Consider the following 20,019-nt stretch of genomic DNA (forward strand, 5'->3'; position numbering starts at 1 on the left):
GTATTTTTTTATAAAATCATTTTTTATTTTCAATATTACACTTATACTACATTGTAAAAACATTGTAAATAAAATTAAAATCATGTAAATTATATACGACTCAAAAAATACAGTAAGGAGGTGCCGATATGACAGAAATGATACCAAGTTTATCTACATATGATTGGAAAAACCATAAAAGTGAAAATGTTTCTATTATCGGCATCCCATTTAATAATGTATCGAAAAAAGAAATGACAGATCATATTCATAAATTTGTAAATGCTAGCACAAAAGAAAACCTATTTATTGTGACTGCAAACCCTGAAATTGCCTATTATGCTCATACGCATGAAAGTTACTACAATAAAATCAAAACAGCAGATTTTATTGTCCCAGATGGCATTGGTATTATAAAAGCAGCTAAATATTTAAAACAACCAATGAAAGAACGTGTGCCTGGCATTGAATTGATGGAGAATATGTTAAGTATTGCAGATGAACATGAATTACGTGTATTCTTATTAGGAGCATCAAAAGAGACCGTTAAAGAATGTAAAAGAAAATTAAGACATACTTATCCTAATGTTGACTTTAAATCCAAACATGGTTATAAAGACGTTCATGATTATAAAACATTACAAAAGATAAAGAAATTTGATCCTGACTTTGTATTTGTTGCAATGGGTTGTCCAAAGCAAGAGGACTTTATTTTTTATAATCAGCATCATTTTGAACATACTGTGTTTATGGGTGTCGGTGGCAGTTTTGATGTCTTTAGTGGTAATGTAAAGCGTGCACCAAAACTTTTTATTAATTTAAACTTAGAATGGTTATATCGTATTCTAACTGATTTTAAACGTTTAAAGCGGGCATTGATTATACCAATGTTTTTAATGAAAGTATTTCAACAAAAGCATACACCAGAACTAAATCCACATGCTCATTTCAAAGAAAAAGAGTAGTTTAAGAAAGTAGGAGACACATGAATGCAATATTCACTGTATTAAAAGAACAAATTAAAAATTTCTATTTAATACAAAGACTTGCACAATTTCAATTAAAGATTTCAAACCATGATAATTACTTAGGACTCGCTTGGGAAATTATTAATCCATTAATCCAAATAGGGGTTTATTATTTTGTTTTTGGTTTAGGGATTAGAGGTAACCATGCAGTACACGGCGTACCATTCTTTTTATGGATGTTAGTGGGGATTAGTATGTGGTTTTTTGTCAATCAAGGTATTTTGGAAGGCACGAAATCAATAGGTATGAAATTCAATCAAGTTTCAAAGATGAATTTCCCATTATCAACAATTCCAAGTTATATTTTAATGAGTAAATTTTATGCACATTTAGTATTGGTAGTTTTTGTGATTGTATTATGTGCTATTCAAGGTATATATCCGAGTATTTATATTTTACAATTGTTAATATACATTCCATGGGTATATATATTTGCTTTATCTGTTACGATGTTAACGTCAACTTTAGCAGTATTGATTCGAGATACTCAAATGATGGTACAATCAATTTTACGTATTTTATTTTACCTTTCACCAATTTTATGGGAGGCAAAAGGTAATAGCCACATCATGCAATTTGTTCAAACGACTATCAATTTAAATCCGATAAGTTATTTAGCAAATAGTTATAGAAGTGCAATACTATATCATAAATGGCATTTTATCGAGCATCCATATTTAACACTATACAATATTGCATTTGTAATTTTATTTTTCAGTGTGGGCTCAATCTTACATATGAAATTTAGACATCGATTTAGCGATTTTATGTAGACAATGAAACTGTATATAAAAATAAAAGGTATGCGAACATCGCATACCTTTTTATGTAAGTGCATTAATAAATTGTTGGTAAATATGGTTACTTGTATAACTTTGTAAAGTGACCTTTCCACCTTCAATCAGTTTATTTCTTAACGAAGCATCTTGAATGCATTGGATGATTTGATCACCGAATTGTGTGGTATTGAAACATTCACTAACAAGTGCGTTTTCATGATGTTTTAATAACGTTTGTGGACCTAATGGCGCATTGAAACTCACGACGGCATTATTAAATAAAAATGCCTCTAAAATCACCATGCCAAAACCTTCACTTCTAGATGGAATCACAGTGATTTTGGATTTTTGAAGCAATGATTCTACATCTGTTGTGCTTGGATGTATGGTCATTAAATCATTGAGGTGATGCTGTTGAATCAATTTTTCTAATGTGTTGTGTTCACTACCATCGCCATAAATATTTACTTTGTAATTCATTTTACGTAAATACATTTTAATTTTATTAATTGCGTCAATTAATAAATCAAAGCCTTTTTCATATTCTAATCTTCCAAGTGCAAGAATGGTATTTTCTTTTTGCATATTTGATTGAAGCTCTGCTTTGGCAATGTTTGGTACACAAATGATTTTAAGGTGTTCATTAAATATAGTTTCATAAGTGCGTTTATCAAGTTCGGTCAATGTCGTTAAATAATCCAATTTCGGATATAACTGTTTTATGCGCTGTTGCAAACGTGGTGTGTGTGCATGATAATGCATATGTTCCATTCCAATCGTTTTTGTTGTCGCATAAGTTGCGATTAACAGATTGTATGTTGCTCTGGTACCAACAAGGTAATCTGTGCTTACTGTTTTTATTTTATTAATTAATACTTTTTCAATGTAACTAGAAAATTGATTAATTCCTGGCTCATCAGGTTGAATTAATTTTGGTTTGAGTAAAGGCGTATATTTTCTTATTCTATTTGCTATCAAAGGTGTTAAGTGCTTTTTATTCGAGTAATCAATGATATAATCAATAGTGATATTTGGATGTAGCGGATAGGCCGTTTGCGTGCCATTTTTAAATACCGTTAAAATGGTTACAGCATGTCCTTTTTCACTTAATTCATTTGCTAAATGTGTGATAGATCTTGTTGTGCCACCAATATGATAAATATTATGAATTAAAAATGTAAATGATTGCATATGATTCTCCTGTAAATGAGGTATTTTTATGAAAAGAAAATTGATAAAAGGGACTTATTTAACCCTAATTAAACTTTTTGATTGTTTAATCAAAACGAAAACCAATAAAACAATTTTTAACAAAAAAAACATAGTGTTACTGATGACTTTTAAAGAAGATATGATGCCGATACTTGATGCATTGCATCAAAAAGGTACGTACCGAATCACTTTATTATATCATCCGAAATATGAATCATTCTTGCAATTACCAAAATATCATGATATCGTCAAAATTCCTCTTGGCAATCGATATGTTTTAAAGCATATTAAAGCCATTAAGAGCGCATCTATCGTCGTTATTGATACATATTATTTAATGTTAGGTAGTTTAAAAAAGTCGAGTCAACAAGAAGTCATTCAAGTATGGCACGCAAGTAGTGCATTAAAAAAATTCGGTTTAGAGGATGCAGCGTTAAATCAAAATGATCAAAAAATGATACGTCAGTATAAGTCAGTCTACAATTTTACAGATAGTTATGTCGTTGCAGGTAGTCAAATGGAAGCTATTTTTAAACGCTCACTTGATGCAGAAAAGAAACAATTCTTAAGATTTGGATTAGCACGATTAAATCAAGAATATACAATCCATAATCGTGATGTGCTAGAGCAGCCAATACTATTTTTACCGACGTATAGAGATTACGAAATTTCGGAAGAAGACAAATTAAATGAACATGATATAGAGGGACTAATCATTAGAGCACATCCTAGTGATTGCAATTACCAAACATCGTCAATCATTAAGAATAAGTCATTGGATGAATTGATTACGATGAGTAGTGTAGTTATTACAGACTATAGTTCATTGGCTGTAGAAGCGGCATATAAAGGTAAACCAGTAATGCTATTTGTTCCTGATGAAGAAAAATATCATCAAACTAGAGGATTGAATGAAGCCTATTTTAATATCTCTAAAAAAAATAAAGCATATAATAAATCTGAATTGAAAGCTTGTTTAAATAATATACAGCCAATTGACATAACAAATTGGGTAAATTATCAAACTGAAGATGCACTAGCACATTTAATCCATTATATAGAGGAGAGGGTTCGATGATTACAGTCGTTATTCCTGTGTACAATGCATCGGAATATATCCAACGTGCATTAGCATCCATACAATCCATTAAAGCGATTCCGATAGAAATACTATGCATTAATGATGGATCAACAGATGATAGTGTTAATGTAATTGAAGAATATAAAAATGACTTACCTAACTATCAAACTTTACGTATTTTATCGAAAGCGAATCAAGGTGCTGCAGCTGCAAGAAATGAAGGTATTCAACATGCTCGCTTTCCATATATCATGTTTTTAGATAGTGATGACCAGCTCGCACCAAATGCAATCGATATTTTTGTAGATGCTCTTCAAAAATATCCAAATCATGCAGTTTATGTTGGACAACTTGTTCATTTCAAAAATAATCAAATCATTAAACTTAAAAATCACCAATTAAAGCCAGGACCAACTACTTTAAGCGAGCAACCTGAATTACTCCAATCAATTGGTCCAGGAGCGAAATTGTATCATCGTCAATGGATTAAAAAAGGATTTGATTCAGGTATTACATTTTGTGAAGAACACACGTTTAACACGCGTGTATTTTTAAAATCGGTATTTGTATTAAATGAAATTGTCTATTACTACACACAAGATGATCGCAATAGCATCACACAAGATTATACAAATTTAGATAAGTACATGAAAGATGCAATTAAAGTAAGGAAAAATATGTTTACTTTAATCAATACTACAAATGATATTGAAACTAATGTAGCATGTGACCGTGTGAAAGCTTATTATAGTTACCGTATGGATAATTTGATAATAAGCTACTTACTGAAAAATGCATTACAACAAAAAGCTTCAATTCAATTTCAAGATTCAATAATACCTTATTTGAACCACATTTTTGAAGATACATACGATGAAAAAAGCTTGATACAACTCATTGAATTCTTATTTAGGTATTTAAATCAAAGTGATCGAATGCAATTAAATTTATATTTAAGACAGAAGAAATTTGATTTTGAAAAACTCAATTTAAATCCTAATCATAAAATGTCATTTATAGTGAAACGTTCATTGAACAACACGAAGGATCAAATAAAATTAACCATCAAAAAACGCCTAAAACACTAAATTAAGTGTTTAGGCGTTTTTTGATTAAATTTATTAATTGATCGTTATTTGTCGTTTGATTTATGAATTTAGAAGAGTGGGCTACATGTGTTTTGTATATTAAGTCTTGAATAAGTGTTTCTCTGTTGTAATAAATAATCGGTTGTAAATCGTTAATAACACTGTCATATACACCTCTAGTAGCAATGTACGTTTCATAATCATCCATTAATAAATAAGATGGGATATTTAAAGCTAAACTATCAAAAATAACCGATGAATAATCTGATAGGACAACATCAGCAATGACCAATAAATCTTCAGTTGCTTCTTCGACTATTTTGCCATTCACAGTTGCATTTGATGTAGGATGTGGCTTAGATAAAACATGAAAATATTGTTCTAATTGTTTCATTTCTAACGGTTCATAATCATAATCTTTCCAAGTAGGTAAATAAATAAGAATAGGTTTATCATTACTTAATCCATATTTGTTAAGAATTGTATCTTTAATTGTATGTTGCTGATTTAGACGTTGTGCTTTCAAATAATGTAATCTTGGGTAACCATAATGAATGATATTTGTATTTTTTAAATGAAAAGCAGTTTTGAATAAGTTATCTGCTGATGGATGATCTGTTAAAAAATAATCCGTTCTCATTAGTTTATTGTACTTTCTATATTTATATAAAAAGATGTTTTGATTTTGGTATGGTTCTAAACTATCTAAAAATAACTTTTTAATCGGTGTACCATGCCATAAATTAAATACATAACCATTTGTAATGAAGTCATCAGGAGCAAATGACTCTAATATGACAACACGTGCGTGTTCAATCAATTTGCTTGATTGAGATTTTGGCACAAAATAGTTTGAATTATTTGTGTGTAATAATGGATCATTATCTTCTAAAATAAAATAAATAGGAACATGATTATTTTGTATCATCTCTTCAAATAAGTATTTTGAGTTGCCTCGATACTGAAAATCGAATCCTAAAAACACAATTATTTGTTTAGTAGCTTTAATATTTCTTTCTTGAACAAGGTGTTGATACGGTTTTAATTTTCGTTTCAAGAAATATCGATACAATGCAGGATATAATTTTAATTTACTAATAAAAAAGTTTAATAAGTTAAAACGGTTCATTAAAGTATCGATTGACAATAACGTACTTGCATCATTATTGATGCATTTTATCTGATTTCCATAATATCTACCAAGTTGTTCTAAACGATCTCCATAGGATTGAACTAAGTGTTTTGTAGGCTTTAAATTCTGATTAAATGAAAATACTACATGACCATCAACAAGTATTGTTGCTTGATTTAATAACACCATTAAAGATAAATCAAATAATGTATATTCATTGTGCTCCTTTAAAAGCCGCTTTAATTTTTCTACATGAAAAATCATAGCAGGCTGAAAATTCACAGCGAGAAGTAACGATGTATCGACTTGAGATTCACCAAAAATAGACCATTGATTCGTATAGTCATCATCCAATAAATAATCAGTAAAAATATGGTCGTTGGATAGATTAACAGCATGAAGTTGATACTTGTCAATAAACATATTTTCCGTATTAAAAATAACATAATCTGTTTTAATATCCTTTATTAAATTGTAGGAAATAAGCGTATTTTCTTGAATATTCATAAATGAAATCATATGTCACCTCGAAAAAAAAGCCAGAGCTTGAGCTCTAGCAGTTTATTTTGCATCTTTACCGTATAATTCTCTTTTAATTTGAGTAGTCGAAATACCTTCAGTACGATTAATATAAACAACTTCACATTGGTCTTTTAAGAAGTCGAATTCGCCTTCCCAGTCATGACCCATAACGAACGTGTCTATTTCATATTTACCAATATCTGTTTTCTTTTGTTCCCAATTATTTTCTGGAATAACTAAATCAACATAGCGTACTGACTCTAACATCATTTTACGTTGTTCGTAGTCATAGTAAGATTTTTTATTTTTTAATTTGTTAAATTCATCTGTAGAAAGTGCTACAATTAAGTAATCACCCATCTCACGTGCACGACGTAATAATTCAATGTGCCCGTAGTGTAATAAATCATATGTACCATAAGTAATAACGCGTCTCATCAGAAGACCTCCAAGTTATAAATGTATCATTCGTAAATTTTATGTTAATATACTAATGAGTTTTTGTAAATAATATTAAGTTGAAAGGTGAAATTATGACATTTATTTCAATTAAACAAAATAATGACAAGTTGTTATTTTCTAATATTGATGAACAGTACCAAATAATACAATTTGAAGCGGATGATAAGATTTTCAGAAAGGAAATCAATCAATTTCAAGTCCAAATCTGTCTATCAGAAGTTTTAGAAATACTTCAATCAGATTACATGAAAAAAATCAAAATATTTTTAATATCTAATCAATCGATGACATATAAAGAAGCGTTAATAAAGAATGTTAATTTACAAAATGACTATCCAGATTATCCAACCAAAAACTATTTCCAATTGGATGATATTGTTACAGTATCGCTTAAATACAGAATTTCATTGAAGCGATTTGAAATTTCAATTTCACCATTTGAAACAGTTAATATTAATGACTATCAAGTGACTCCCTATTTTGATAAACAATCTGTATTTTCTCTTTCTTTGCTTCAAAATATTAAACCATCGACATATTTTAATTATAAACAAATTGATTCATTTAATATTAAAAATAGTAAAATAAATTTATTTGGCAAATTTTCTTTAATTAATGCACTTGCTGAAAAAGTAAATTTAGTTATTGAACATCGTGAATCAGGACTAGGGGTTAAATGGCCATTAAATATTTTTAAAACAGAGCAGTTACGATCTCAAACGTATAATGCATATTATTTTAAAATTACAGAAGAAGATCATATTGAAGAAATTTTTCAGTTAAACCTAAATGATGGTGACACACTTGATATGTACATTGAAATATATTTAAATACACTGAAAACTCCTATTAAAATTAAAATTGGTAATCCTAGAATATTAGTTGAGAGATTTTTAAAAGGAAAATTAAGATTTGATCGAAACGATGGTATTTATTATTTAATGCCTTATTTTACTTTAAAAGGCCGTAATCTTTCATTTAAAATTGCAAAATTATCACATGAAAGTGACGCATCTTATGAAGCTTTTTCACAATCTATGATGTCTACAAAAGAGTTATGGGTAGTAGGTGAAAGACATTATAAAGCTCAAGATAATGGCTTTCATTTTTTTAAATACATGAGATTAAATCATCCAGAAATAGATACCTATTATATTATTGATTTTGATTCTATTGAATATAAAAATGTCAAACCTTATGGAAATGTCGTTGACTATAGATCACCAAAACATTTTGAAATAATGGCAAAAGCTACGAAAATATTTACAACACATCATCCTGAACTAATTTATCCGATGAATGATCGAGAATATATAAAAGAAATTAAAGCCCAGAAAATATTTTTACAACATGGGGTACTAGGTACAAAAAATTTAACGCAAATAAATGGCAATCAATTAAATGATTTTAATGTAGATATGTTTTTGGTAAGTTCAGAACGTGAAAAACAAATTGTGCAAAGAGATTTAAAATTTTCGCCACAGCAAATAAAAGTTACAGGTTTATCAAGATTTGATGAGCTCTTTAAAACATGTGAAATTAAAAATCAAATATTAATTATACCAACATGGAGAGACTGGTTGACGAATATCGAGCAATTTTTAATTTCGGATTATTTTTTGAACTACTCACAACTTCTAAATCGTGATGAGATTAAAACCATTGCACAATCGGGGACAGAAGTAATTTTCTGTTTACACCCGAATATGCAAAATTTCTTAAAGTTCTTTGATGTACCGAATTATATTACTACAATTAGCCAAGGTGAAGTAGATGTTCAAAGACTTATTAAAGAAAGTAAATTGATGATTACAGATTATTCAAGTGTAGGATTTGACTTTAGTTTCTTATACAAACCGGTTATTTATTACCAATTTGACAAAAAACAATTTATAGGAAAAAATCCATCTCATTTAGATATTGAGCGTGAACTACCAGGCTATATCGTGAATAATGAGCAAGAATTAATTAATAAATTAAAGAGTTTATTGGATGATAATTGTCAAATAAGTGAAACGGTAAAACATAAGATAGACCGTTTTGTAAAATACCGAGATATGAATAACTCAGAACGAATTTATATGTCTGCTCTTAATTTTGAAAATCATCATCGCCAAATCAATCAACTGAAATATGATATTTTGTCCCAACACTTTTTAAAACGATTCAGAAAAAACAAAAAAGTATATTTCAAAGCAATGAAAATGTTGAATCTTTATTTAACAAAATGCCATAAGGTTGATGAAAAATTGATTTTCATTGAAAGTAATGTAGGGAAATCGGTCTCTGATAGTCCTAAAAATATTTATGATGAACTAAAAAAACAAAATAAAGATTACAAAGTGGTTTGGGTGAGTAATCAACAATATCCATTTGATGATGAAAATGTAATTACGGTTAAAAGGTTATCCTTTGAATACTTTTATTACATTTCGATTGCGAAATATTGGATCAATAATCAAAACTTCCCTTACTATATAAAGAAACATCCTAATACGATTTATATTCAAACATGGCACGGAACACCTTTAAAGAAAATGCTTAATGATGTTAATCAATTTGAGGGTCGTGATGCAGGATATAAAGATAGAGTAAATATTGCCACAAGTAAATGGGATTATTTGATATCACCGAGTCGTTATGCAACAACATGTTTCAAAAGTGCATTTCGATATGAAAAAAACTTTATAGAAGCCGGTTACCCGAGAAATGATTGGGCTCATAATATGAGTGATAGTGAAATGGCTGAATTTCAAGCGCTTATCAAACTCAAATTAGGGATAAATGATGGAAGAAAAATCATATTGTATGCACCTACATTTAGAGATGATTTACTCAAATCTAGATCTATTTCATTACCATTTGATTTAAATGAACTGAGGGAGATTTCAAACGATTATATTATATTGATTAAACCTCATTTATTAGTCGGAAAAAAATTAATCATTCCAGATGATTATCAAGGATTCGTTTTCAATGTGTATGATTTCCCAGATATAAATGAACTTTATGCTATAACTGATATTTGTATCACTGACTATTCTTCAGTAATGTTTGATTTTGCAAATACACGAAAACCTCTCTTATTCTATACTTATGATTTAGAAAAATACCGTGATCAACTACGAGGATTTTATATGGATTTTGAGAAAGAAGCACCAGGCCCACTAATTTATGATACGGCCGAGTTAATTTCAGCGATTAAAAACATTGATAAAATAAAGACTTCTTATCAAGAAAAATATAATCAATTTTTCAATAAATATTGTGAGTTTGAAAATGGAAATGCTTCAAAATATATCGTTGAGCAAATTATTAAATAGATAACAAAATTTAAAATGATTTTAGGTTCTATGTAATTAATTAGAAGCGGGTGAGACTTTAAAGTCTCACCCGCTTCATTTTTGATCATAATAAATATTTAAAATTTAAGATTTAGCTTCACGCTTACTTATTCAAAATTTTATGAATTACTTTTTTTGCAGCATTGCCATCTTCAAAGGTATTCAATTGTTCATACCATGATTGATTCATTATTTTCGGTTGTTTCAACAGTAGATTAATCCATTTTGCTAAATCCTCTTGATTGTCAACAATAGGGCCAGGTAATGCTTCATTATAGTTTAAATAGAATCCTCGCAAGTTTTTTTCGTATTGTTGTAAATCATAACTATAGAATAATTGTGGCCTTTTTAAAATGCTAAAGTCGAAAAAGACACTTGAATAATCAGTAATTAACATATCAGAGATTAAATATAATGATGCGATATCGGGATAAGTGGATACATTCTTAACTTTAGGATGAATTGGATCCTTTAAATTGTCACCAATCAAATAGTGTAATCGCAATAAAACAATGATATCATCATCCAAGGCGCTAAATAATTTTTTAAAATCAATGTTGAGATTAAATTGATATATACCATTTTCATCAAAAGTATCATCTCGCCAAGTAGGTGCATACAAAATTACTTTTTGATGACAAGCTATGCCGAGTTCTTTTTTGATTTGGCTAATAAGATGTTTATTACTTTTATTATTTACTAAATAGTCATTTCTAGGGTAACCAGTCGTTATGATTTGATTTGATGGAATACTAAAGCAAGATTCAAAAATTTTTGTTGAATATGTATTTGGTGAGACAAGGTAATCCCATCTTTCTACTTCTTGCATAAATTTTAATTTATAAGCTTGCTCTGTTGTATTGGCAAGGTGAACATCTTCCATATCTAGAGCTAATCTTTTTAAAGGAGTACCGTGCCACGTTTGAACATATATCTGTTCTGATCTTTTTAATATATGGTAGGGTAATCGTGTGTTCGATATCCAAAATTGACTGGTAGCATAGTAATAATAATATGCTATTGATAATCTTTTTACTTTTGTTACTTTACCTGAAATTTGATTTGATGAAGGGTCGTTTAATACCCAAATGTATCGATATTCCGGATAATGTGCTTCTAAATACTCGTATAAATATTTCGGACTATCAGAGTAACTTTTCCCATTAAATGATTCAAAGATGAAAGTGTTTTGTTTTATAGGTAATTTCAAAAATAGTAATTCATAACATGTAACTGCAAATTTAGTTGGATTTTGTAATACTCGCTTTATACTTCGAATCCACTTCCGAATTGAGATTTCAAAATAGATGCTATTTCTTCTTTTATTAATAAATAAAAAGCGCTCAATTTTTTGAATAAAAGATAGATTATGACGGTGTGATATAAAATATTGTCGTAAATCTTCCATGAATTCATTGATAAACGATTGATAATGATTTGTTGAAGGATTGAACGCTTTAAATATGATTGAATTGAAATACTGGTCAAACATTCTTTGCAGAGAATGATTACTAGGTAATATAGGTCTAATTTTGAGAAATTCACGATAATAATGACGATGCATATTACTAGGTAAACCATCGAACGTTAACAAATTGTTAATGGTATTGCGATGATCTGCTAATATATCTATATTTTGTTTTGATATATTGGTGATGTAATCTATATACCCTTTAATATAAAAGAAATTTGGATAATTTTTATTGAAAGTAACATTGTATTTATGGAATGTAGGTACATGAAAAATGACGTTTGATAATTCATTGCCGATGCTTAAATATTGGTTTTCTTTAATAGCGATTCTTGTATGCTGAATGTCACTTTTAAACAAATCAAAATTAATGCTTTGTAAATTAGAAATATATAAATGAGTTTCTTTCGTATTTTTAATTTTGTCGTTTAAAAGATCAATCAATTGTGTAGTATCATGGAAGTAAATCATATGGATAGGAATATCAATATTTATTAAATTTTTCAATTGATTTTCATATTGTTTTGGTATGATGATGGCTATAGCAATAGAAGAAAAAATCTTTTTTTGCTCACGAACTAGCGTGTTTACATCATTAATAATTTCCATTTTATTTGGAAAATGAGTATATGGATGCTCTATATAGGTTAATAGATTTTGTATACTTTTCATAAGGAACCTCTTTAAAATTAAGTTTATTATCAGTATATCATGTTATATACATTTACTTGATAAATTAATGAGATCTAAGAAAAGAAAATATATATTAAAATTATGTTACGATTAAATTACTTTTGTGTTACAATCATTTTATTAATTCTATCATGCATAACTATATTGAGGTGCTAAATGAAAAAAATATTATTTGCAACGCTATTAACAGTAGTGATAGGTATTGGTGCAATTTCTGTATGGAAATATAAAGATTTAACAGAAAAACAAGTAGCATCTATAAAGACGAAAAAAGAAGAACCTACTTTAAAGAAACCAAAGACATTCACAAAAGAGGATGTACAAAATAATCAACTTGCTCAAAAAATTGATCAATACTTAAAAATGAAAAATCGTAATCATATCAATGTTTATGTTATGAATCATCAAAAAGAAGTTATTAATCAATCATATGGGAACTTATCATTGGACGAATCTGTTCCACTTAAACCAGAGCATATGTTTTTAATCGGGTCATGTAATAAAATGATTACAGGTATCATTGTAAAGCAACTTGAAATGGAACATAAAATTAACATAAATGCACCAGTTAAATCATATATTCCAGAATTTCGAAATAACTCAATTACAGTAAAAGACCTAATATTACATCGCAGTGGTTTAGTTTACTATAATGTACCTGACAAAGGATATGGATTAGATTCATCAGTTAAATCCATTATATCTGCAGGCGTCGATTTTAAAACGAAAGGTACATTTTTTTATAATGATGCCAATTATATTGTACTTGCTAAAATTATCGAAAAAGTAACAGACGAAAGTTATGAAAAGAATGTAAATGAAAGAATCTTTAAACCTTATCATTTAACACAGTCAGCATTTTTTAATGATGAAAATTTGAAGTCTAAATTTGTTTATGGATTTGATTTTTATAAAAATCATTGGATCAAAAGTAATGTCACTAACTTAGATAAATTTTATGGCGCAGGTAATGTTTATATGTCCACAGAAGCATTAGCGACACTGACACATCATCTTGCAACAAATCAAATTTTTGATGTAAATACAACCAATCAATTAATGGGTAATTTAGCGATTGATGTCGCTCAAAAATACCGTTATGGTTTTTATAAAGAGCAAGGCTATTACCGTACGAGAGGTTATATGTACGGGCAAGATGTTGTTTGTTACTTTAATAAAAATATTTCTATAGTGTTGGCAACCAATAAAATTAGATTTGAAGAAACACACATCAATGAAGCGGATATTAAACATATTTTTGAAATGGTTAGAATGGATAATTTAAACAGAAACCAAACGAACCATACAACTATCAGTCCTTCATTAAATAAACAAGCAATACTTTAAAATCAGTATAGTATAAATTAAAGAGATCGCATCATTGATGTGGTCTTTTTTAATTTTTTGTAAATATCATAAAGGAATTATTAACTGATTATATAAACGGTAAACCCACACTAAAGATATTGTAAATGTACTTTAAAACACGTGAAAGTCCTATATTCTATAGTTATATTGAAATTATAGATAAGATACATAAAAGCAACGATTAAAATTATTAAAAATATTAATTTAACATAAAGGGCGGAGTATTTTGAAGTTAACGACAATTGGTTTAGGTTATATTGGTTTACCAACATCTATCATGTTTAGTAAATATGGCGTAGATGTAGTAGGAGTAGATATTAATCAACGTGCAGTAGATTCATTAAATCGTGGGCAGATTCATATCGAAGAGCCTGGATTACAAGAAGCGTTTGAAAGCGTATTAGCATCAGGAACGTTTAAAGCAACAACGACTCCTGAAAAAGCAGATGTCTTCATTATTGCAGTGCCAACACCTAATAAAGATGATCAATTTAAATCATGTGACATTTCAATGGTGATGAGCGCTGTTGAAAGCATTTTACCTTTAGTAGAAAAAGGGAACACGATCATCGTAGAATCAACAATCGCACCACGAACAATGGATGATTTCGTGAAACCGCTTGTTGAAAGTAAAGGATTTACAATTGGAGAAGATATCTATTTAGTGCATTGTCCAGAACGTGTATTGCCAGGACAAATCATGCATGAATTAATTCATAATAACCGAATTATTGGTGGCGTTACAAAAGCATGTATCGAAGCAGGAAAACGTGTATATGGCACATTTGTGCAAGGTGAAATGATCGAAACAGATGCTAAAACTGCTGAGATGAGTAAATTGATGGAAAATACTTATCGTGATGTAAATATTGCTCTTGCAAATGAATTAGCGAAAGTATGTAATCATTTAGAAATCAATGCACTAGAAGTGATTGAAATGGCAAATAAACATCCACGCGTTAATATACACTTACCAGGACCAGGTGTAGGTGGACATTGTTTAGCAGTGGACCCATATTTCATTATTGCAAAAGACCCTATTAACTCAGATATCATTCAAGTATCACGTAAAATCAATAATTCAATGCCTCATTATGTCATCAAACATACGAACGGCATTTTAAAGAAAGTTAAAGGCAATAAGGTGACGGTATTCGGATTAACTTATAAAGGTGATGTAGATGATATCCGCGAATCGCCAGCATTTGATATTTATGAAATGTTAAAACAACAAAATATTGATGTTGTTGCTTATGACCCACATGTAGAGCAAGATTTCGTTGAAAAAGATATGAAAAAAGCTGTAGCAGATAGCAGTTTAGTATTAATTTTAAGTGATCATTCTGAGTTTAAACATTTAAGTGATGATGATTTAAATGGTATGAAAGATAAAATTATTTTTGATACGAAAAATGTTGTGAAATCACAATTTAATGAAGTTCAGTATTACAATTATGGGAATTTGTATACCTATACACATTAACTCTGGTTGGGACAAATTTGTTCCGACCTTTAATTTTATAAACTTATATCACACAAAAAGATTTTATGAAAATGTATAGGAGTAGTTTTATGAAAGAATTAATTAAATTGATTTATGAACAAATCAATCACATTGAACTTATTTATAAACTTGCAATATATAATGTGAAAAGTCAGTATACTAATCATTATTTGGGTGTATTTTGGAATTTTTTACAACCGATGCTGCAAGTCGGATTATATTATTTAGTATTTGGGATGGGATTACGTGGCACACATGCAGATGTTAATGGTATACCTTATATTGTTGTTTTAATAAGTGGCCTGTTTCCATGGTTATTCATTTCACAATCAATTATGGCTGGTTCGAGCGCCATTCAGTCAAAATTGAGTTTAGTAACAAAAATGAAGTTTCCATCTAGTACTTTGCTATCAATATCATTTACAAATGCGTTAATCAATTTATTAACCACATCATCTATTATCTTAATTATTTCATTGTTTTATCAACTTGTGCCTATTTGGCATTATTTATTTTTATTATATTTTATATTCAGTAGTTATATGTTGATTTTTGGTATTTCGCTAATTATGAGTACGTTAGTAATTTTAATAAGAGATACAAAAAATATTTTGCAAAATGTTATGCGTATGGGATTCTTTTTAACACCAATATTTTGGACAGTTGAGAATGCAAATCATATTATGCGAAAAATTAGTGATTTAAATCCTTTCAGCTATTTAATTAATATTTATCGAGTTACGTTTATTAATCCAAATATGAATTATTTAGGGAATGTATATGATCATTTATATTTTTGGTCGCTTACAATCTTGATTTTATTTATAGGAGCTAGAATACATTTTAAATTTAGAAATAAACTTGTGGATTATTTATAGGAGATGACAATGGCGAGAATACTAATAGTTACCCAAAATTTTTATCCAGAAATAGGTTCAGCTGCAAATAGGATGAAGAACTTATTTTTGCAATTTAAAAAAAATGGGTATGATGTACATGTTTTTACAACTGAACCGTCATATCCTAATAAAAAATTATATAAAGATGCTAAATTTTTTAATGAAAAGTTTATTGATGACTTAGAAGGAATTAGTATAACACGTATTAAAATGAGACATGAAAAACACAAAGACTCATTTAATTCTAGGTTATATTATTATACTGAATTTATGTTAAAGGTCCATTACTTTGTAAAAAAGACAAATCATATATTTGATTATGTATATATTACGAGTCCAAATATATTTACTGCTTGGGGTGCATTATTTTTTCAAAAGCATAAGTGTTTTAATACGATTTTAGAAATAAGAGATTTATGGCCTGACAGTGTAGAAGCAATAGATAAAGTAAATATATCGTTCTGTTTACCAATTTTAAAGTTGCTAGAAATGAAAATGTATAATAATGCAAATAAAATTGTAGTAAATAATACAAATTTTATTTCACATATTCAAAAAATGATGATTAAAAAGAAACCAATCATTTATATTCCAAACGCTGTGAATAAAGAAGAGGTACATTTCCGTACACCATATGATGAGTTTAGTGTTGTGTATACAGGTAACATAGGACTTGCACAGAATGTCGATCAACTAATAGAAATTGCAGAAAAATTAAATGAAGAAAAAATACATTTTAATACGATTATTTATGGCATTAACGCAAAAGTTTTTAGAAAGTATGTCTCAGATCATCAATTAAAATATGTTCATGTACATGACCCTATGACGCGAAATGAATGTTTAAATTTTATGAGCAAAAATCATTTATCTTTGTCGATATTAAAAGATACGGAGGTATTTTTAAATGTGATGCCAGGTAAAGTCGTTGATGCAATATGTACTCATGTTCCTGTCATTACTAATCTTGGTGGAGATACAAATAAATTGATCAATAATGAGAAAATAGGATTTGCTAAAGAAAGTGCGACAACAGAAGAATTAATGGAAGCAATTTTATATTTTAGAAGTAATTCAGAAATATTAAATGAATATAAAGAAAATACAAGACGTGTAAAAAATAGAGACTTTTTATGGGAAAACAATATTAAAAAATTGATTTCTTTTATTGAAGCATAATTTGGAGGTTATTATGAAAAAAGTAACAATGTTTGTTTGGAATCATTTTACAAATGATGCTCGTGTAAACCGTGAGTGTACATCATTAAGTGATCGATATGATGTTCATTTAATTGCTATCGATGATCCTAAAGATGATCGTGTTCAGAGAGAAGAACAAATCAATAACAACTTTAAAGTCTCTAGAGTGAAGCGTTATCCATTTATTATTGAATGTTACCAACATGATAAAAAAAGTTTTATGGTGAAAGTTGGTACAGTTTCAACAATTATAAGTGTAGGTTTATTTTATTTTAATTGGATGTTATTAATATATTTAGCAAGTTTGATGTTGATGTTATTAGCAGGCATTAAATTTGGCAAGCTAACAAAATATTTTGTTAATAGTATCATTATTTCACGTATGATTTTTAAAGGATATAAAGATCATGCAGATATATATCATTCGAATGATATTAATACATTACCTCAAGGGATTATTTGTTCTAAATTTAGATTAAAACCTAAAAAATTAATTTATGATTCACATGAAGTACAAACTTCTAGAACGGGTTATAATGAAAAACTGATTAAAGTTATTGAGAAAGTTTTATTATGCTTTGTCGATGAAATGATGGTAGAAAATCATACAAGAGCTAAACACAATGAAAAACTTTATGGGTTTTATCCCAAAACATTGTATAACTACTCAGAAAAATTTGAGATAGAAGAAAAAAAAGACATAGATTTACATCAATTATTAAAAATAGATAAAAATGAAAAAATATTATTATATCAAGGTGGACTACAAGCAGGTAGAGGATTGGAATTGTTGATTGAAGCGATGCCTAAAATAAAAGAAGGTACATTAGTGTTTTTAGGAAATGGAAAGTTAGAGAAAAAACTGAAGTCTTTAGCAGAAAATAGTCCGGCAAAAGAAAGAATTAAATTTGTAAACAAAGTTCATTTTACTGAATTACCATCATATACTAAAAATGCTTATTTAGGATTCCAAGTGCTTCAAAACGTATGTTTTAATCATTATTCAGCAAGTTCAAATAAATTATTTGAATATATAATGGCACATGTTCCAGTTATAAGTTGTAATTTCCCAGAGATAAAGAATGTCGTTGAACAAGGTGTAGGTATTGCTATTGATAGTCATGATGTAGATTCAATTGCAGATGCTACAAATTATTTAATTGAACACCCTGAAATAAGAACTTTATATAGTGAAAATTGTAAAATGGTTAAATTAAAATACAACTGGGATATTGAACAGAAAAAACTTATGCAATATTATGAAAACCTTGAAAATGAAACCTCTACGCATATGCATTTAAATTTTGATCATATAAAAGGTGAGGATTTTATTTATGCAGAAAGTTAATGTTAGTCATGTAAGTAAAGTTTATGATTTGAATCATAAAAAATCAGATAAATTAAAATCATTGTTTTCTTTCAAAAATGGCAATAATAAAAAACCATACTATGCTTTAAGAGATATTAGTTTTTCAGTAAATGCTGGAGAAAGTGTAGGCATAATTGGTCTAAATGGCTCTGGAAAATCTACATTATCTAATTTGTTAGCTGAAGTTACTCAGCCAACAACTGGAACTATTAAAATTGATGGTAGAAGTTCACTTATAGCCATTTCGGCAGGTTTAAATAATGAGTTTACAGGTGAGGAAAACATTAGAATGAAATGTTTGATGCACGGTATGAGTGAAAAAGAAATTAATGAAAAATTTGATGAAATTGTAAGTTTTTCTGAACTAGGTGAGTTTATCAAGCAACCTATAAAATCTTATTCTAGTGGTATGCGTTCAAGATTAGGATTTGCAATTGCTATTAATACAAATCCTGATGTACTAATTGTAGATGAAGCACTATCAGTAGGTGATGAAACATTTTCAAATAAATGTATTGAAAAAATGAAAGACTTTCAAAAAAGTGGAAAAACTATATTTTTTGTATCTCATTCTGCAGGTCAAATAAGAAAAATGTGTGATAAAGCATTATGGATACATTTCGGTGAAGTAAGAGAGTATGGAGAATGTAACAAAGTAGTTGATCACTATGTGCATCATATAAATCAATATAAAAAGTTAACAAAAGTAGAGCAAATTCAATATAAAAAAGATATGCATAACAAACAAAGGGAAGAAAGTAATCATAATGTAGTTGAAACTGAGGAAAAACAATTTGAGATTAAAAACTTAGGCATTCTGATTGGATGCACATTATTTTTCTTGATTTCAACTTGGTTACAAATAACTCATTAATTTTGGAGGAACTA

The 20,019-nt window shown here is 28.6% G+C and carries 15 protein-coding genes; 11 read left to right on the top strand and 4 right to left on the bottom strand.

Going from position 1 to position 20,019, the window contains the following annotated elements; all coding sequences use genetic code 11:
- The first annotated feature begins 128 nt into the window (after positions 1 to 128).
- Both ER639_RS00365 and ER639_RS00370 read left to right on the top strand, forming a co-directional pair.
- Positions 129 to 944 (top strand): WecB/TagA/CpsF family glycosyltransferase, encoded by an 816-nt coding sequence (locus tag ER639_RS00365; protein ID WP_240663967.1) that lies wholly within the window; start codon positions 129 to 131, stop codon positions 942 to 944.
- A gap of 20 nt (positions 945 to 964) precedes the next feature.
- Positions 965 to 1,780, top strand: a complete 816-nt coding sequence (locus tag ER639_RS00370) for an ABC transporter permease (RefSeq protein ID WP_129063764.1) — start codon at positions 965 to 967, stop codon at positions 1,778 to 1,780.
- 51 nt (positions 1,781 to 1,831) lie between these two features.
- Here the strand turns inward: ER639_RS00370 and ER639_RS00375 are convergent, their stop codons facing one another.
- Complete coding sequence (locus ER639_RS00375) at positions 1,832 to 2,977, bottom strand: glycosyltransferase family 4 protein (RefSeq protein WP_129063765.1); 1,146 nt, start codon at positions 2,975 to 2,977, stop codon at positions 1,832 to 1,834.
- A gap of 142 nt (positions 2,978 to 3,119) precedes the next feature.
- Between ER639_RS00375 and ER639_RS00380 the strand changes: the two genes are divergently transcribed.
- The gene (locus tag ER639_RS00380) at positions 3,120 to 4,076 is read left to right on the top strand and encodes a CDP-glycerol glycerophosphotransferase family protein (protein ID WP_164993307.1); all 957 of its coding nucleotides are present in this window, start codon (positions 3,120 to 3,122) and stop codon (positions 4,074 to 4,076) included.
- Entirely contained in the window at positions 4,073 to 5,167 is a 1,095-nt protein-coding gene (locus ER639_RS00385; protein ID WP_129063767.1) for a glycosyltransferase family 2 protein, read from the top strand. The genes ER639_RS00380 and ER639_RS00385 overlap by 4 nt, the downstream gene beginning before the upstream one ends.
- A 1-nt stretch (position 5,168) precedes the next feature.
- Here the strand turns inward: ER639_RS00385 and ER639_RS00390 are convergent, their stop codons facing one another.
- On the bottom strand, positions 5,169 to 6,818 hold the full coding sequence (locus ER639_RS00390) for a CDP-glycerol glycerophosphotransferase family protein (protein WP_129063768.1): 1,650 nt from the start codon (positions 6,816 to 6,818) through the stop codon (positions 5,169 to 5,171).
- A 42-nt stretch (positions 6,819 to 6,860) separates the two neighbouring features.
- Positions 6,861 to 7,259 (bottom strand): glycerol-3-phosphate cytidylyltransferase, encoded by a 399-nt coding sequence (tagD, locus tag ER639_RS00395; protein ID WP_129063769.1) that lies wholly within the window; start codon positions 7,257 to 7,259, stop codon positions 6,861 to 6,863.
- Positions 7,260 to 7,354: 95 nt separating this feature from the next.
- Between tagD and ER639_RS00400 the strand changes: the two genes are divergently transcribed.
- Positions 7,355 to 10,606: a CDP-glycerol glycerophosphotransferase family protein gene (locus tag ER639_RS00400; RefSeq protein ID WP_129063770.1), complete on the top strand. Its 3,252-nt coding sequence runs from the start codon at positions 7,355 to 7,357 to the stop codon at positions 10,604 to 10,606.
- Between the two features lie 124 nt (positions 10,607 to 10,730).
- Here the strand turns inward: ER639_RS00400 and ER639_RS00405 are convergent, their stop codons facing one another.
- Positions 10,731 to 12,770, bottom strand: coding sequence for a CDP-glycerol glycerophosphotransferase family protein (locus ER639_RS00405; RefSeq protein ID WP_129063771.1), 2,040 nt, complete (start codon positions 12,768 to 12,770; stop codon positions 10,731 to 10,733).
- Positions 12,771 to 12,947: 177 nt separating this feature from the next.
- On the opposite strand from ER639_RS00405, the gene ER639_RS00410 reads away from it, so the two are divergent.
- The 6 genes from ER639_RS00410 (at position 12,948) to ER639_RS00435 (ending at position 20,005) form a co-directional block, all read left to right on the top strand.
- A complete protein-coding gene (locus ER639_RS00410; RefSeq protein ID WP_129063772.1) occupies positions 12,948 to 14,138 on the top strand; it encodes a serine hydrolase domain-containing protein in 1,191 nt (396 codons plus the stop codon).
- Positions 14,139 to 14,385: 247 nt separating this feature from the next.
- Positions 14,386 to 15,642, top strand: coding sequence for a nucleotide sugar dehydrogenase (locus tag ER639_RS00415; protein WP_129063773.1), 1,257 nt, complete (start codon positions 14,386 to 14,388; stop codon positions 15,640 to 15,642).
- An 89-nt stretch (positions 15,643 to 15,731) separates the two neighbouring features.
- Positions 15,732 to 16,541, top strand: coding sequence for an ABC transporter permease (locus ER639_RS00420; RefSeq protein WP_129063774.1), 810 nt, complete (start codon positions 15,732 to 15,734; stop codon positions 16,539 to 16,541).
- A gap of 9 nt (positions 16,542 to 16,550) precedes the next feature.
- On the top strand, positions 16,551 to 17,741 hold the full coding sequence (locus ER639_RS00425) for a glycosyltransferase family 4 protein (RefSeq protein ID WP_129063775.1): 1,191 nt from the start codon (positions 16,551 to 16,553) through the stop codon (positions 17,739 to 17,741).
- A 13-nt stretch (positions 17,742 to 17,754) separates the two neighbouring features.
- The gene (locus tag ER639_RS00430; protein WP_129063776.1) at positions 17,755 to 19,110 is read left to right on the top strand and encodes a glycosyltransferase family 4 protein; all 1,356 of its coding nucleotides are present in this window, start codon (positions 17,755 to 17,757) and stop codon (positions 19,108 to 19,110) included.
- On the top strand, positions 19,097 to 20,005 hold the full coding sequence (locus tag ER639_RS00435; RefSeq protein WP_129063777.1) for an ABC transporter ATP-binding protein: 909 nt from the start codon (positions 19,097 to 19,099) through the stop codon (positions 20,003 to 20,005). Before ER639_RS00430 ends, ER639_RS00435 begins: the two co-directional genes overlap by 14 nt.
- Positions 20,006 to 20,019 lie beyond the last annotated feature (14 nt).

It is taken from the genome of Macrococcus sp. DPC7161 (genome assembly GCF_004117835.1).
Taxonomy (GTDB): domain Bacteria; phylum Bacillota; class Bacilli; order Staphylococcales; family Staphylococcaceae; genus SDSC01.

Excerpts from the sequence above, each read along its gene's own strand:
- tagD (WP_129063769.1), bottom strand. The coding sequence starts at position 7,259 with ATGAGACGCGTTATTACTTATGGTACATATGATTTATTACACTACGGG.
- ER639_RS00385 (WP_129063767.1), top strand. The coding sequence starts at position 4,073 with ATGATTACAGTCGTTATTCCTGTGTACAATGCATCGGAATATATCCAA.
- ER639_RS00425 (WP_129063775.1), top strand. The coding sequence starts at position 16,551 with ATGGCGAGAATACTAATAGTTACCCAAAATTTTTATCCAGAAATAGGT.
- ER639_RS00405 (WP_129063771.1), bottom strand. The coding sequence starts at position 12,770 with ATGAAAAGTATACAAAATCTATTAACCTATATAGAGCATCCATATACT.
- ER639_RS00375 (WP_129063765.1), bottom strand. The coding sequence starts at position 2,977 with ATGCAATCATTTACATTTTTAATTCATAATATTTATCATATTGGTGGC.
- ER639_RS00430 (WP_129063776.1), top strand. The coding sequence starts at position 17,755 with ATGAAAAAAGTAACAATGTTTGTTTGGAATCATTTTACAAATGATGCT.
- ER639_RS00420 (WP_129063774.1), top strand. The coding sequence starts at position 15,732 with ATGAAAGAATTAATTAAATTGATTTATGAACAAATCAATCACATTGAA.
- ER639_RS00380 (WP_164993307.1), top strand. The coding sequence starts at position 3,120 with ATGACTTTTAAAGAAGATATGATGCCGATACTTGATGCATTGCATCAA.
- ER639_RS00410 (WP_129063772.1), top strand. The coding sequence starts at position 12,948 with ATGAAAAAAATATTATTTGCAACGCTATTAACAGTAGTGATAGGTATT.
- ER639_RS00390 (WP_129063768.1), bottom strand. The coding sequence starts at position 6,818 with ATGATTTCATTTATGAATATTCAAGAAAATACGCTTATTTCCTACAAT.
- ER639_RS00400 (WP_129063770.1), top strand. The coding sequence starts at position 7,355 with ATGACATTTATTTCAATTAAACAAAATAATGACAAGTTGTTATTTTCT.
- ER639_RS00365 (WP_240663967.1), top strand. The coding sequence starts at position 129 with ATGACAGAAATGATACCAAGTTTATCTACATATGATTGGAAAAACCAT.
- ER639_RS00370 (WP_129063764.1), top strand. The coding sequence starts at position 965 with ATGAATGCAATATTCACTGTATTAAAAGAACAAATTAAAAATTTCTAT.
- ER639_RS00435 (WP_129063777.1), top strand. The coding sequence starts at position 19,097 with ATGCAGAAAGTTAATGTTAGTCATGTAAGTAAAGTTTATGATTTGAAT.